Below are 13,921 nucleotides of genomic sequence, written 5' to 3' on the forward strand. Positions count from 1 at the left end.
AACAAGCACGGACATGAAACTGTCCGTGCTTCAGGCTGTTGACTAACATGAATAATATCGCTCGCCTTTCCGGCGCCCACGCTTTCCGCAGGCAATCCCGGAGCCGCATCGCGACTTGGGTCGCTGCTGGGTCTCCGTTGGATTGCTTTCCTGCAGGAGTCGGGGCGCCGTCGGGCGAGCAACGCAAACGGTCGTCATCTGGCGGCCGTTTGTCTTTTTCTGAGGCCTCGACGGCCGAAGAAAAAGCCCGGTACATACTTCGAATCGGTCCAAAAGGGGAAAGGGACGGTAAACGCCGAGCCCACCCGTCATCAAAAGGAGGAATCCGATATGTACCGCGCCCATCCCGAGAAACGACATGAAGCGATCCAGACGAAGACCACGTTGGACCAGCTGGTCCCGCAGGATCATCTCGTCCGAAAACTTGACCGCCACATCGACTTCTCGATCGTCCACCGCCTCTGCGCCCCGCTCTATTCGAACACCGGGACGCCCGGCATCGATCCCGAAATCATCATCAAGATCATTCTCCTCGGGCCGCTGTTCAACATCCGTTCCGTGCGTCAGACCGTGAAGGAGGTTCAGACGAACCTCGCCTATCGTTGGTTCCTCGGTCTCGGCATCGACGAGAAGGTGCCCGACCATTCGACGATCAGCCAGGCCTACCGGCGTCGTTTTCACGACAACGACGTGTTCCAGGAAATCTTCGAGGATATCGTGCGGCAGGCTGATGCGCTCGGCTTCATCTCCGGTCGGATCCTGATCACGGACTCGACGCACATCCGGGCGAACGCGAACAAGAGGAAGTTCGACAAGGTCGAGGTCGAGCGGGTCGTCGGCGAAATCGAGGAGGAGCTCCTTCCGAGGGTGAACGAGGAGCGTGCCGAGCGCGGAAAAAAGCACTGAAGCCCAAAGGGGCCGGGAAAGAGCGTCGGCTTGTCAAAGTGAGCCGGACCGACCCGGAATCGGGATACATGTATCGTGACCAGAAGCCGGAAGGCTTTTTCTGGCTTTCGCATCGGACGGTCGATGCCAAGCACAACTTCATCGTCGACGTCCACGTCACGCCCGGTAACGTCTCCGACAGCACGGTCTACCTCGACCGAATCACCCATATCCTCGATCGCTTCGACTTCCCGCTCGAGGCGGTCGCGCTAGATGCCGGGTATTACACGACCGAGATCGCGAAGGCGCTGACCGAACGCGGCATATTCGCCGTCATCGCCCGCCGGCGCTTCGGCGGGAAGAAGGGGATGTTCCGCAAGTCACGGTACACCTACGTCCCGGAAGAGGATGTGTACATCTGTCCGGCGCGTCAGCGCCTCACCTACCAGACGACGGACCGACACGGCTACCATCACTACGTCTCAGACCCCGCCGTCTGCCGGAACTGCCCGCTCCTTTCGAAATGTACATCCAGCAAGTCACACCGTCGCGACATCACCCGACACATCGATGAACCCTACCGCGAAGCGTTGAACGCGAATCGCCTCTCGGTTTCCGGACAATACCTCTATCGGCTCCGTCCACAGACGGTCGAGCGCTCGTTCGCCGACGGGAAGGAGCTCCACGGGCTCCGCTTCACGTTTTACAGGGGAATCAAGAAGGTCCAGCGCGCCAATCTGGTGGCAGCCACCGCACAAAACATGAAGAAACTGGCCAACCTGTTGGCCAGAAAGGACAGTCTACATAGCATTTATTCAATTTTTTGGGGCAGAACGCCTCAAGAAACCGGGAACCACAAAAAAGGACGAACCAGGTCGCAAGATGCGACCTGGTTCGTCAACAAGCTGAAGCACGGACATGAAACTGTCCGTGCTTGTTTTTTTAATGAATGTTCAGTTTTTTCATTCCCCAACCGAGGAGTGCTCCAATCGTGATTAAGACGAGCGCGATGAACGTTCCCGCGATACTCAATCCGTCCGTGGCAACACCAAGAATCGGGATGTCGCTCAATTCAACGAACATGCCGTTCTTCAAGAACCACTGCCAGACAATAAAACCAATTATAGCCGGAGCGATGAACCAAATCCCTGATTTCCAAGAATGGATATGTCCCTTCGCAAACATGGCATAAATCACAATGTTCAAGACTAACAAAATCAGTAACCACGAAAAGACACCTTCTTGATACAATGCATCATAGCGTGCGTCATCATTTGCGAGTTCTGCCTCATACATCTCTGTCAACGTGCCAAAAATCATTGGTGAGACAGTCAACATATCAGCAGATTTACCAATTGAATTCACCGGTCCCTCATCGTTTGAAAACGATTGCCACAAGACGTCTTCTACCCCACCAAATCCTTCGCTTACCGTCTCAATCGAATTCGTGATTTTTTGTGGGGCCGTATCCCCAAACAGAGACATCCCAATTTCATAGGAACCTAATGGGGACTGGAGCATTAAAGACTGTTCTCCCCCATGCCCAATCGTTTGCCAGTTCATGCTTGCGGCTTGTCCGGTCAAATACAACATTTCTTCACTATCGACAAACTCAAGACGCTCACCTTCGTCAATTTTACTGAGCTGGAATCCAAAGTAACCGATTCCGACAAATGTGGATACGAGCGTGACCGTTAACAAAGCACGAACGCCTTGTTGTGCAATCTTCCACTCTCCCTGAAACGGCATCGTAATCAAATAGGCCAATCCAAGTGTGAAGAGAAGCATCAAAAATGTTGAACTAATCGTTTTAAACCACGCCACCTCGAATAGCGGCGGATGAAAAGCAAATGCATAAACCAACCCATATCCAACGAGCACCGTCACAATGAATCCTGCCATCCGACTGAGCACATCACTCATGGTCGATGTATGTCGAATCAAGAAAAACACAATGGTAATCATGAGGAATATTCCGCCATACATCATAAAATAGTTCCCGAACTGGGCATCCACAGATCCTTCGATTCTCAAGAAATCTCCGATGCCTGCACCGAGACTTGCGATAAATTGATTCACTTGTTCTGTCGTGACAGACCAATACACTTTCGCCCCGATGAGAAAAGCGAGGAACATCGTCGCATTAAATGAAGAGATGTTAATCTCGAGTTCATCCGCAAGCGATGGAATGGTCTCTGCCGGTAGCATCGCGACCAAACTTCCTGCAATCAACAGGAGAATGAGTAAAAATCCAATACCAAAGAGTGACCCACGGACAACATCCGTCTGATTCATACGTAACGAGCGGAACGATTCGGTTGAAAATGAAAGTTTCGTTGCGCCGTCTCGTTTTCCGGCCACTCTTCTCAACTGCGACATCACTTGTGTTCCGGTCGCGGCGACTGTGCGAAGTGACTCCTCCACACGATTGACACTCGTCGCTGGTTCTAATGCCGTTTGCCCGCAGGCATGACAATACAGTTCATGTGATGCTCGGGCAGTGCCGCAACTCGTGCAAAATTGACCGGTTGATACATCGAAACGATAGGTCGTATCTGTTACTTCCAGTTGGACACCATCCCGCTCACAATATTGATTGTGGTCTTCATTCGCATGACCACATTGGTGACAGTACCTCATGCGGTCACCTCCATCTTCCCTCCACAGCATGCACAGTACGAGGCATCAAGTGGTTGTGGGGAACCGCAGGCATTACATGCTTGTTTCGGACGGACATCCGGTTGAGGGACCGGCGTGCCACACGATCCACAGAATTTCGCGTCCTTTTCAAGCGGAGCATCACACGATGTGCATCGGTGTGGTTTTAGTGCTTCCTGCATGTCTCGGATGCGACGACTTGCCTCGTAGATGAGCACGTCCTGTTCCATAATCTGAGCTACTTCTTCCGCACGTCCTTGCTGCATCAACTGACGATACTGCTGTTGCCCGAGCTCAAGAAGCAATTGCCCCCGAGCCTTCTTTGATTTTTCCATGCGCGCCTGTAAGTCCTTAATACTCTCCGCAGCATCTAATAGTGCTGACTGTTGTTGCCACATCGTCATGTTCATCTCTCCTATTCTAAGTATGTCGCTTCCACGATATGATATGTCCCGTCGTCAAACGGCTCGGTAATGACATAGCGAAATCTCGATTTGACCAAGCGTTGCGGCGCATCCTCTTCACCATCCGTCATGAATTGACTGTTGATGCCAACGACCGCTTCCGTTTCAATCGCCATTTTCTTATTCCACTTTGTGAGCTTCGTTTTTTGGTTGATGACTTCGACTCCATCGAATGAGCCGTACCATTCTTGGTTTTCCGCCTGCATGATGTCGTATGTTTTTCTTTGTTTGGCCAAGTATGTTTCATCCGTCACAACCGTCAATGCACTCAAGTCCTCGTAATACATGAAATTCACCCACTCCTCGGCGTGGCGAGTAATGATATTCTCGGTGAAGGCAATCGTGTCTGCATCGACTTTCGGTTCAAATTTGACCGGTTTGCCACCAGGTTTGGCAAGTACTTGTTTAGACTCGACCATCCCCCATGGCATCTCAATGTACGTGCTCAAAGAAACCCCTTGTTTCGGCACCGGTCCGTACGTCTTCCATTCTCCGACCGTCTTACCTGAGTCTTCTCCATTCACAAACAACGGTGCATCATTGTACGTTTGGTCCAATTCGACACTAAGTCCTTCGAACGCGACCATGAACGGCTCGTCTTGGTTCGATGATTCAAGACTGTTGAATGTTTTAACTGCTTGATCCTCACCATATTGCCCATCGTATTTCACAGATACTTCGACCATTCCAGGAAAAGCATCACGAATAACGACTTGGTCTCCTTCAGACTCCAGTTTTTCTTTCCCATACGGGTCTGGTAAAGAGACCGTGATGGCATCAAAGTTACTCGATACATACATCGTCTGAGGAATCAACTCAAGACCATATCGCTTGAACACTCCATACGTTTTGCCAATCTCCCGTAAACGAAGCGGAAGACCCTCATTCGATGCTCCGATGGAACGACTGGCACGATCTAGATAACCCACTGTCGCTTCTGTCAATTCGGCTTGGCTCAACCCTGTCAATAAGACCGCCGCCTGTGCCTCCGTCACTTTTCCTTCTTTCAATCGCAATAATGGGGCGAGGGCTTTTGCATCTTCACTCGTGACAGCGGTGCGAATCTGTTCGATTTGTTTTTCTGGGGTATACATGAATTGATAAAATCCAAAATACGTCGCACCTGCGATCAATAGCAAAGATAATGCCGTTACCATTAACCCTTTTCCGACTCGTTTTTTGGAAGGTGGTGCCTTCGATTCAACGGGTGATGTCGGTTTCGTTGCTTCCATTGAAGCAACTGGTTCCACTTTCGTGCCGCAATTTGGGCAGAACTGTTGTGTGGCACTCAATTCTTTTGAACAATTAGGACAGTCCATAACTCACCTCTCTATAGCATAATAAGAATTATTTTACCATATTTTATATAAATATTTCGGTTCTTATTTACAATAAAAGTAAATGAAAAAAGAGTGGAATCATCCACCCTTTCCTCGTTCATGTTCGATTGAATACATAACGACCAAGTAACTTCACATACGCCAGTCCTTCACGGATTATATATCTCCCTTTTGCCAGTGGCGGAGTCGGTGCATAAAGGGCATCGCTCTCGAGCTGGAAATAGAGCTTGGCAATGAGACGAGCACGTGGGACATGAAAATCATTCGTCACGATCGTCACGCCCGCTTCTCCCTCCCAAAATGGACGAGTGTGCTCAAAGTTCTCAACTGTCGAAGTGGATGTGGTTTCGATACAGATCCTAGCCGGGTCAACCCCTTTTGCTATCAGTTCCCGTTCGATTACGAGCGCCTCTGCCATCCCTTCGTCCGGTCCTTGTCCACCTGTCGCTATCAATTCCACGTGGGGATGTGCCTTCGCATACGCAGCGGCCACGTCAATCCGATGTTGGAGGGCTCGGGACGGTCTTGTCCCATTCACTTTCGCACCTAGAATGATGACGAACCGATATGTCCCTATCGCGTTCTTTCTCATGTTGTCACCTCTTACTTAAGCATTCTCTTCTAACCATACTCAAAGACAGACTCGAATGCACGAATCCGCCCTTTTACAAATTAAAGTAATTATTTTGTCATTAATATGAAATCGCCATTCCAAATAACCAAAAATTGTTTTATGATGAGAGAGGTAAGACTTCTTGAGGGAGGACTGGTGACCCATGACAGATTCAGATAAATGGTTATCCACCCGCTTCTCGTATACACGCGACGCACGACTGTTTGCAGAGATTGAAGTCATCGAGCTCGACCCGTCTCACTATAAGTTCGTGATTCATCCGATGCCGCTTGGCGCTGGAGAATCGCCTTACATGCGACAAGGTCCCCTCGATTCAGGTCATCTCCCCTCTGCATTTGCCGACGTGAGCAGTGTCTATACGAGACAGCTTGATTGCTTACGTGCCGCGACACGTCTTGTCTCTTCGATTGGACCGGCTCGCTTCACGACCCATTAACTAAAATAGCGGAGCCACTTGCTGGCTCCGCTATTTTTTATTTACTCTCATCTGACCATCGTTGAAGTTTTATTCGTAGCCTGTTGATTTCAGAAGACTGTTCCTCGTTCGTCGACCGAAGTTGTTCAAGCTTTTGCTTGGTCGCCTCCAATTCATCACGCATCGCTTCAAGTCGTTGCTCCCGATCTGTCAACTTCCATGTACAGATCCGATTCGAGCGACGAGCATGAAGTTGATCGTAACGAATGAATGGATAGCGCTCGATTAGATCCATCTCTGACGTGCCCTCTTTCACCACTTGCTCGAGCACATCGAGAAGACGTTGTTGCGACTGTTCATCCCGGAAATGTTCATCGACGAGCGCGGACGAGAACCGAGCAAGGTCCCGTCTCGTTGCCTCATCCATCAATTCGAGAATCGAATCCCCGATTTGTCCCGAGGTGTATCCGTCGTACTTCGTCCCGATACCGCCAAAGTTCGTGCTCGCGATATCTGTCCACGTCGAAGGCGTGACCAGACCTTGATAGCTTTTGCTCCCGACGGCAATGGTCGGTTTGCCGACCGCCATCCCTTCGAGCGCAGAACGCCCTGGGCCGATAACGAAATCGGCGCGATGCATCGCATCAGGGAGGTCGCTTTGGTCTAACCAACCGAGCCATTTGATTGTCTGGTCAGTCCCTTCAAGCGCTTCCTCATAGCGAGATGCATACTTTTCTCGTTGCGTCCCGTCTCCGACGATGAGCCAGTCGATTGGTAAACGCTGAACTCGCTCGTCTTCCAACGCGTCAAGAAACACATCAAGGATAAACAATTTGTCGGCATCTAGCCGCGAGGTGAATAAGCCCGTGACACGCTCTGACGAAGGTCGCGCCTCCATCGAAATGAACGCGGCATCGACCCCGTTCGGAATGACGATGAGTTTCGATTCGACTGCGGGACAATGGTCGGTAAGATGGGTCGCGATTTGTTCCGAGACAGCGACCACGCGTGTGACGCTAGAATGGTACTGCTCGATCTCATCCACATACATGCCATGAATGACGAGAACGAACGGGATGGCGTTCGCCTCTGCCACCGCGATACCGAGTTGACGCGAATCGAAAGGATGCGCATACACGACATCGAACGGTTGTGTCCGCACCTCATCAATCACACGTTTGATGTCCTCGTTGGAATAGTCTGTTCGGATGACCTGACCGCCGAGCGCCTCTATCTCTTCGGCAAAAGGACCTGGCTTACAGACGACGGTCACCTCATGCCCCTCTCGGATGAGCACTTTCACAGATGATAAGATGTGCCGATGAAGCCCACCCATCGCGGAGTGAAAGAAGACTGGAAGTAATATGTTCACTACGAGCACCTGCCTTTTCTAAAGGTCGGTTCAATCATAGACCTTCTTGATACATCGAACCGAGCCCTGTGATTCGGTCGTTGTGTAAGAACAGAACCGCGTCGACATCGTTCTCTTCCGCATATTCCGCAATGCTGACATCGTAGTCATCAAAATAGCGGACATCGAGTGCCGATACCGTTCCGAACGACTCGCCGAGATAGCCGAGCATCGGGTTCGCATAAGAGTCTTTCAGTACGAGGAGATGATCGTCATTTTTCGGATTGTCCTGCGTGATTTTTGCAAGGGCATAGTTGTCACCCATGAACAAGTTGTAGTAGTTCGTGAAGTCGTCTGTGTTTTTTAAGACGTCCTTGTCGAGGACACCGTGTCCACAGTCGTCACCGTTTCGACAGACCGTCGTCGTGAATCCGTCTTTCGGTTCGAGATACGTGAACGTGTCCGCCGATTCGACGTACGGCATCGAGATTTCCCGGGCATGTGAGCCGTAGAACGTCCCGTCAACCGTCTTCACGTCCATATCTTCTGCTGTCAACACCGGTGCGCCCGGGAACTGTTCGCCTAGACGGTCCATGATTTGGCCGTATGCGAGGAATGCTCCTTCTGCTCGCCAATGGTGATCGGTTTTGAAATAGATATCCTCACCCGGTTTGTCACCGAGTGTATCCTCTAAATCGATTAGCGGGATGCCGTTCTCTTCGATCCGTTCGTGTAACTCGTCACGATTTTCCGCATCCGCCGACTCGATATAAGCCGGGAAGATGTTTTGTCGTGTCGCATAGACCGGCTTACTTGGTGCCGAGGCGAAGTAAGATGGGATGCCGGCATCGTCCATCTCTTTTTTGAATTCTTTGAAGAATACACCGAGCGAAGAATACTGACTTTCGTTCGCATCCGGACCGTATAAGAATCCATCGATACTGATGACGCCGTTATTCATCTGTTGTTGCAACACGTTCAGTTGAACCCACGCCTGTGTCTCGATCCACAGGTTTCGCTCAAACACCTGGTCGTTCGCCGCTGCCTCGAACTCTTCCATGTACGACCCATCTAAGACGGTGTCGACAGAAGCTTCCGGGCGTTGGGCCAACATGCGTCCCTCGGTGGCCGAGCGTTCCTGCTCGTTACCGAAGGCATAGACGACCAGTCCATAAAAGATGGTGCCAAGGAAGCCGAGCAAGAGGATACTGTTGACCATCCAAGAGAGGCGCCGCCCTTTCGAACGGACTTGATCGCTTTTGGTTTGTTGTTCCATTGTCAGCCCTCCTTAGAACCGGAAATAAATAAACGGATTGAATGTACTCGAGACGACATATGAAATCGAAATGCCGAAAATGAGCAAGATATAAGCTGCTCGAGCAAGACCTGCGCTCGCGGCAAGAACCGGACGTTCCGAATCTACCTCGTGGCGCAAGAAATGAGCGACGAGCATTTTCGGAAGCGGTGTCGCTGCGACCGTCGCCAACAGAAGGGCCGTTCCGTATTGAACGAGATAGAAGTATGCCGTTTGATCGAACACTTCACCGCCATGTAAGCCGAACATAACTTGAAGATAATCAATTGCGTACGTGAAGTTATCGGCGCGGAAGAATACCCAACCGATGACGACGACGAACAACGTGAACGCATGAGCGAGCCACGCCGGCCATGCTGCGATCCATTTCCCAAGAAATGCCCGTTCGAACATGATGAAGACCCCATAGTAGAGACCCCAAGCGATGAATGTCCAACTCGCCCCGTGCCATACGCCGGTCAATAACCAGACGATCGTCAAGTTGCGATACGTCTTCCATGGTCCTTGGCGATTCCCGCCGAGTGGAATATACACGTAGTCTCGGAACCAGCTTCCGAGCGAGATGTGCCAACGACGCCAAAATTCAGACACCGATTTTGAAATGTACGGATAATTGAAGTTCTCAAGGAAATGGAACCCAAACATCCGTCCGAGACCGATGGCCATATCCGAATAACCTGAGAAATCAAAATAAATTTGGAGCGAGTAGGCGATGATTCCGATCCAGGCGAGTGTCGTCGACAGGTCCCCGGCCGATTGACTGAACACTTGGTCCGCCACATACCCACAACTGTTCGCCAAAATCATCTTCTTCCCTAAACCGATGACGAAACGTTGGATCCCAGAGACGAAGTCATCGACCGTCTCACGGCGATCCACGATCTCATCGGCGACCGTTTGATAACGAACGATCGGTCCGGCAATCAACTGCGGGAAGAACGATACATAGAGCGCCAAATCAAACAAGTTCTTCTGTAAGCGTCCATCGTTCCGATATACGTCGATGACGTAACTCATCGCTTGGAACGTGAAGAACGAGATTCCAAGCGGAAGTGGAATGTCCGGGTCATTCAGCGAGAAGCCGAATACCGAGTTGACGTTCTCGACGAAGAAGCTCGCATATTTGAAGACACCGAGCATCCCGAGGTTACCGAGAAGCATGAGCGTCATCGTCCATTTGATCTTCTTCGCATCTTCACGATACTTGTCGACCATGAAGCCGAACGCATAGTTCATGACGATCGATGCGAGCATGATGAGGACGAATCGTGGTTCTCCCCATGCATAGAAGAATAAACTCGAAATGAGTAAGATTGTATTCTTCAGCCAGCGTGGTGATACGAAGTAAAGCAATAGTACGACCGGCAAGAAATAAAATAGAAATACCGTGGAACTAAATAACATACCGAATGGTCCCTTTCTCCCTTAAGACTTGCTACGTTCAGCGGAACGTTACATAGAGGTCATCGAAGCGTACTGTGGTCGGTTCGAGCGTCTCGACGATGTATTTGTACGACATCTTGAAATACTTGGACCCTTCCATCTGTTTTACGACTTCTTCAATCGGATTATTCCCCGGATTCAATGTGAGTGAAAAGCGTTTGTTTGAAAGACGCTCTTCGTCTGAATACTGCATCACATATAGTTCAAATCGAACGGTGCGATCGCCTTCGACATAAACCGATGTCTGCACTTCCATTTCTTCGCCTTCATCCATTTTAGCGTCTGCTAAAAAGATTTTAGACGGTGGAATCTCAAACTTTAAATCAAACAATTGGACGTAAATGGAGTCCGATAACGCTTGTGGTAAAAATGTGACTTCTGTCTTGTACTCTTCTTCACGCATCGTTAAATGATTTTTTTGCGTCCCGCGTGGATAGTAATGATAAATCGCCGGACGAATTCGTTTCGTTGACATACAAGCACCTCCGAATCATTAGAATGATGATATAGAAAAGAGTTGCTGTGCTGGGCACAAAACAACTCTATTCGCTTTCATTTAGTTGGCAAGGATAGCATCGACGATTCGACGTGACGCCTCACCATCACCGTAAGGGTTTGATGCTTGTGACATCGCTTTGTATGCCGCTTCGTCCGACAAGAGCTCGTCCGCAAGTGAGAAGATATTCTCTTCTTCAATCCCTGCGAGTTTGAGCGTTCCTGCCGCCACACCTTCTGGGCGTTCTGTCGTGTCACGAAGAACGAGGACAGGGACACCGAGAGATGGTGCTTCTTCTTGTACACCACCTGAATCTGTCAAGATCAAGTGCGACGTCGCCGCGTAGTTATGGAAGTCGAAGACGTCGAGTGGTTCGATCAAGTGGACACGTTCGACATCGTGAAGGATCTCGTTGGCGAGTTCACGGACGACCGGGTTCATATGCACGGGATACACGACTTCGATATCGTCATATTTTTCGATTAAACGACGTACCGCGCGGAACATGTTGCGCATCGGCTCGCCCAAGTTTTCACGACGGTGTGCCGTCAGCATGACGAGACGACGACCTTGCGAACGGATGCTGTCGAGCAGTTCGCTCGCATAGTCATCGCGTACTGTCGTCTTGAGTGCATCGATCGCCGTATTACCTGTGACGAAGATCATCTCTTCATTTTTGCCTTCACGAAGGAGGTTGTCACGCGACGTATCCGTCGGTGCGAAATGAAGGTCAGCCATGACACCCGTCAATTGGCGGTTCATCTCTTCCGGGAATGGTGAATATTTGTTGTGTGTGCGCAGGCCAGCCTCAACGTGACCGACTGCGACTTGGTTGTAGAAGGCTGCAAGTGACGCCGCGAATGTCGTCGTCGTGTCCCCATGGACTAAGACGATGTCTGGCTTCGTTTCAGCGATGACTTCGCCCATCCCTTTCAATACACGTGACGTGACATCGTAAAGCGTCTGCTTGTCTTTCATGATGTCAAGGTCGTAGTCCGGTTTGATTTCGAACAGCTCGAGCACTTGGTCAAGCATTTGACGGTGCTGTGCTGTCACGACGACAATCGGTTCTACCCCTTCACGTTTTTTCAACTCAAGTACGAGTGGTGCCATTTTGATGGCTTCTGGTCGCGTCCCAAAGACGGTCATGACTTTTTTCATAGGTCGTTTCGCACGGTCTGACTTCACCGTGCTTCCTCCTCCCAATTGCTCACGCTTCGCTCGATACAGCGACCGACGAATGACGTGTTTGTAGTTGTTCTTCTGTCAAAGGTGGCAAGATATACGTCTCCCCGAGCTCCGTCGCATCGACGACCGTCGTACGACGTTTGAGCTTGTCGGCTTTGAACGAATCCTGCTGTTCTTTTGACAAGTTGCGGAACCATTTCAAAAACTTGTTGTATTCCCCAACGACTTCATTGACCGGTCCATACTCGCGCACTTCTCCGAACTCGAGCCAGAGGCCGAGCGTACAGAATTGGCGGACTTGTGAGACCGAGTGACTGATGAAGAAGATGGTCTTCCCTTGATCTTTAAACTCATTCATCTTGGCGAGGCACTTGTCGGTGAACGTTTGGTCCCCGACTGAGAGCGCCTCATCGATGACGAGAATGTCCGGGTCGACATTGATTGAGATGGCGAATCCAAGGCGGGACTTCATCCCACTCGAATACGTTTTGACCGGTTGACTGATAAAGTCACCGATATCGGCGAATTCAATGATGGCCGGTGTCAAATCGATAATCTCTTGTTTCGTCATCCCGAGCATCAACCCTTTGAGCTCGATGTTCTCGAGCCCCGTCAAGTTGCCGTTCAATCCTGAAGAAATGGCAATCAGCGCTGTCTTTCCATGAAGTTCGATTTTCCCGTGGGTCGGTGGCATCACATCAGCTAGCAAGTTCGACATCGTCGACTTGCCTGACCCGTTAATGCCGATGATCCCGACCACTTCTCCAGGAGGGACTTCAAACGTGACATTGCGAAGTGCGTAAAACTGTTTGCCACTTGCTTTACTGAAGAAAATCTCCTTCAGCTTATCAGATGGCTTGTTATAGAGCGTATATCGTTTCGATACGTTTTCAAATTTAACCTGGTACATAAGGTCCTCCTCAAATGTAATCGATGAAGTGTCGACGGAAACGTAAATGAATCATCGACCCGGCGAAGAAGAGAACGAGGACGATGGCCCAGTAATAGAGACCGTACGCCCAGTTAGTCGCCAACCAGTCGCTTCCGAGGAACATCGACCGATACCCTTCGACTAAATAATAGAGCGGATTGATTTGTAGGATACTCGCGAGATTCGCCGGCGGTACCCAAAAAATCGGCGTCAAATACATCAACATCCGCATCATCGATTGAAGAAGGTTTTGAAGATCGCGCACGATCGTCGTGAGCGCGGACGTAATCAAGGCGAGTGAATAAAGAAGCGCGAGTGCACTGAACGCCAAGTAGATAAACCATAAAGAATGCAGCCCCATCGGGAATCCGAATGCCCACATTAAGATAAACGATACACCGACTAACGCCACGTGGCGATAGAAGAGTGCGAGCAAGACGTATGCCGGAATCGTCGAGATTGGGAAGCTCATTTTGGAGACCATGCCGATTTTTGAATAGACGGACCGGGCCGTCGAGGTGATGGCCGAGGCGATAAAGAACCAGACGACAATCCCCGCGACCAACCATGGCAGAAACGGCACGCCATCAATCGGCCTGCCGCTTCGAATACCAAATCCAAATACGAACCAGTAAACTCCAATCTGCAATAACGGTGTCACGAACTCCCATAAAAATCCGAGGTACTGCATCGAGTTGTTGCTTCGCGTCTCATATGTCGCGAGACGGAAAATCAAATACAAGCTCGATTTTAGCTCTGAAAGAATAGCTTTCGCGGATTTAAACATGTTCATTCACCTGA

At 50.2% G+C, this 13,921-nt stretch carries 13 protein-coding genes and 1 pseudogene; 3 read left to right on the top strand and 11 right to left on the bottom strand.

What is annotated here, in order from left to right; all coding sequences use genetic code 11:
- Window positions 1-47 precede the first annotated feature (47 nt).
- Both KNO95_RS07555 and KNO95_RS07560 read left to right on the top strand, forming a co-directional pair.
- Window positions 48-362: a hypothetical protein gene (locus KNO95_RS07555; RefSeq protein ID WP_214878607.1), complete on the top strand. Its 315-nt coding sequence runs from the start codon at window positions 48-50 to the stop codon at window positions 360-362.
- A pseudogene (locus KNO95_RS07560) lies at window positions 331-1,676 on the top strand (IS1182 family transposase); the annotation flags it as partial. The gene KNO95_RS07555 and the pseudogene KNO95_RS07560, both read left to right, overlap by 32 nt.
- Before the next feature lie 151 nt (window positions 1,677-1,827).
- Here KNO95_RS07560 and KNO95_RS07565 read toward each other — a convergent pair.
- From KNO95_RS07565 to KNO95_RS07580, 4 genes are all read right to left on the bottom strand, one after another.
- The gene (locus KNO95_RS07565) at window positions 1,828-3,525 is read right to left on the bottom strand and encodes a zinc ribbon domain-containing protein (protein ID WP_026825295.1); all 1,698 of its coding nucleotides are present in this window, start codon (window positions 3,523-3,525) and stop codon (window positions 1,828-1,830) included.
- Window positions 3,522-3,947, bottom strand: coding sequence for a zinc ribbon domain-containing protein (locus tag KNO95_RS07570; RefSeq protein ID WP_026825294.1), 426 nt, complete (start codon window positions 3,945-3,947; stop codon window positions 3,522-3,524). The genes KNO95_RS07565 and KNO95_RS07570 overlap by 4 nt, the downstream gene beginning before the upstream one ends.
- Before the next feature lie 11 nt (window positions 3,948-3,958).
- Window positions 3,959-5,326, bottom strand: a complete 1,368-nt coding sequence (locus tag KNO95_RS07575) for a TcaA 3rd/4th domain-containing protein (protein WP_152538873.1) — start codon at window positions 5,324-5,326, stop codon at window positions 3,959-3,961.
- Between the two features lie 118 nt (window positions 5,327-5,444).
- A complete protein-coding gene (locus KNO95_RS07580) occupies window positions 5,445-5,939 on the bottom strand; it encodes a YdcF family protein (protein WP_026825292.1) in 495 nt (164 codons plus the stop codon).
- Window positions 5,940-6,123: 184 nt separating this feature from the next.
- Here KNO95_RS07580 and KNO95_RS07585 point away from each other — a divergent pair, with 184 nt between their 5' ends.
- Window positions 6,124-6,417: a hypothetical protein gene (locus tag KNO95_RS07585; RefSeq protein WP_026825291.1), complete on the top strand. Its 294-nt coding sequence runs from the start codon at window positions 6,124-6,126 to the stop codon at window positions 6,415-6,417.
- A gap of 37 nt (window positions 6,418-6,454) precedes the next feature.
- On the opposite strand, the gene KNO95_RS07590 is transcribed toward KNO95_RS07585, so the two are convergent.
- The 7 genes from KNO95_RS07590 to KNO95_RS07620 form a co-directional block, all read right to left on the bottom strand.
- Window positions 6,455-7,768, bottom strand: coding sequence for a glycosyltransferase (locus tag KNO95_RS07590; RefSeq protein ID WP_026825290.1), 1,314 nt, complete (start codon window positions 7,766-7,768; stop codon window positions 6,455-6,457).
- Window positions 7,769-7,802: 34 nt separating this feature from the next.
- Window positions 7,803-9,023 (bottom strand): DHHW family protein, encoded by a 1,221-nt coding sequence (locus tag KNO95_RS07595; RefSeq protein WP_214878609.1) that lies wholly within the window; start codon window positions 9,021-9,023, stop codon window positions 7,803-7,805.
- Between the two features lie 12 nt (window positions 9,024-9,035).
- The gene (locus tag KNO95_RS07600; protein ID WP_026825288.1) at window positions 9,036-10,466 is read right to left on the bottom strand and encodes an MBOAT family O-acyltransferase; all 1,431 of its coding nucleotides are present in this window, start codon (window positions 10,464-10,466) and stop codon (window positions 9,036-9,038) included.
- A gap of 37 nt (window positions 10,467-10,503) precedes the next feature.
- A complete protein-coding gene (locus KNO95_RS07605) occupies window positions 10,504-10,980 on the bottom strand; it encodes a hypothetical protein (protein WP_026825287.1) in 477 nt (158 codons plus the stop codon).
- 81 nt (window positions 10,981-11,061) lie between these two features.
- Entirely contained in the window at window positions 11,062-12,162 is a 1,101-nt protein-coding gene (gene wecB / locus KNO95_RS07610) for a non-hydrolyzing UDP-N-acetylglucosamine 2-epimerase (RefSeq protein WP_026825286.1), read from the bottom strand.
- Window positions 12,163-12,211: 49 nt separating this feature from the next.
- Window positions 12,212-13,099, bottom strand: a complete 888-nt coding sequence (tagH, locus tag KNO95_RS07615) for a teichoic acids export ABC transporter ATP-binding subunit TagH (RefSeq protein WP_034770888.1) — start codon at window positions 13,097-13,099, stop codon at window positions 12,212-12,214.
- Window positions 13,100-13,109: 10 nt separating this feature from the next.
- The gene (locus tag KNO95_RS07620) at window positions 13,110-13,907 is read right to left on the bottom strand and encodes an ABC transporter permease (RefSeq protein ID WP_026825285.1); all 798 of its coding nucleotides are present in this window, start codon (window positions 13,905-13,907) and stop codon (window positions 13,110-13,112) included.
- Window positions 13,908-13,921 lie beyond the last annotated feature (14 nt).

It is taken from the genome of Exiguobacterium sp. ERU653, from assembly GCF_018617775.1.
In the GTDB taxonomy this organism is placed as follows: domain Bacteria; phylum Bacillota; class Bacilli; order Exiguobacteriales; family Exiguobacteriaceae; genus Exiguobacterium; species Exiguobacterium marinum.

Bases quoted from the DNA above. Each gene is read 5' to 3' on its own strand.
- KNO95_RS07600 (WP_026825288.1), bottom strand. From the start codon at position 10,466: ATGTTATTTAGTTCCACGGTATTTCTATTTTATTTCTTGCCGGTCGTA.
- KNO95_RS07605 (WP_026825287.1), bottom strand. From the start codon at position 10,980: ATGTCAACGAAACGAATTCGTCCGGCGATTTATCATTACTATCCACGC.
- KNO95_RS07555 (WP_214878607.1), top strand. From the start codon at position 48: ATGAATAATATCGCTCGCCTTTCCGGCGCCCACGCTTTCCGCAGGCAA.
- KNO95_RS07580 (WP_026825292.1), bottom strand. From the start codon at position 5,939: ATGAGAAAGAACGCGATAGGGACATATCGGTTCGTCATCATTCTAGGT.
- KNO95_RS07565 (WP_026825295.1), bottom strand. From the start codon at position 3,525: ATGAGGTACTGTCACCAATGTGGTCATGCGAATGAAGACCACAATCAA.
- KNO95_RS07585 (WP_026825291.1), top strand. From the start codon at position 6,124: ATGACAGATTCAGATAAATGGTTATCCACCCGCTTCTCGTATACACGC.
- KNO95_RS07570 (WP_026825294.1), bottom strand. From the start codon at position 3,947: ATGACGATGTGGCAACAACAGTCAGCACTATTAGATGCTGCGGAGAGT.
- KNO95_RS07575 (WP_152538873.1), bottom strand. From the start codon at position 5,326: ATGGACTGTCCTAATTGTTCAAAAGAATTGAGTGCCACACAACAGTTC.
- wecB (WP_026825286.1), bottom strand. From the start codon at position 12,162: ATGAAAAAAGTCATGACCGTCTTTGGGACGCGACCAGAAGCCATCAAA.
- tagH (WP_034770888.1), bottom strand. From the start codon at position 13,099: ATGTACCAGGTTAAATTTGAAAACGTATCGAAACGATATACGCTCTAT.
- KNO95_RS07620 (WP_026825285.1), bottom strand. From the start codon at position 13,907: ATGTTTAAATCCGCGAAAGCTATTCTTTCAGAGCTAAAATCGAGCTTG.
- KNO95_RS07595 (WP_214878609.1), bottom strand. From the start codon at position 9,023: ATGGAACAACAAACCAAAAGCGATCAAGTCCGTTCGAAAGGGCGGCGC.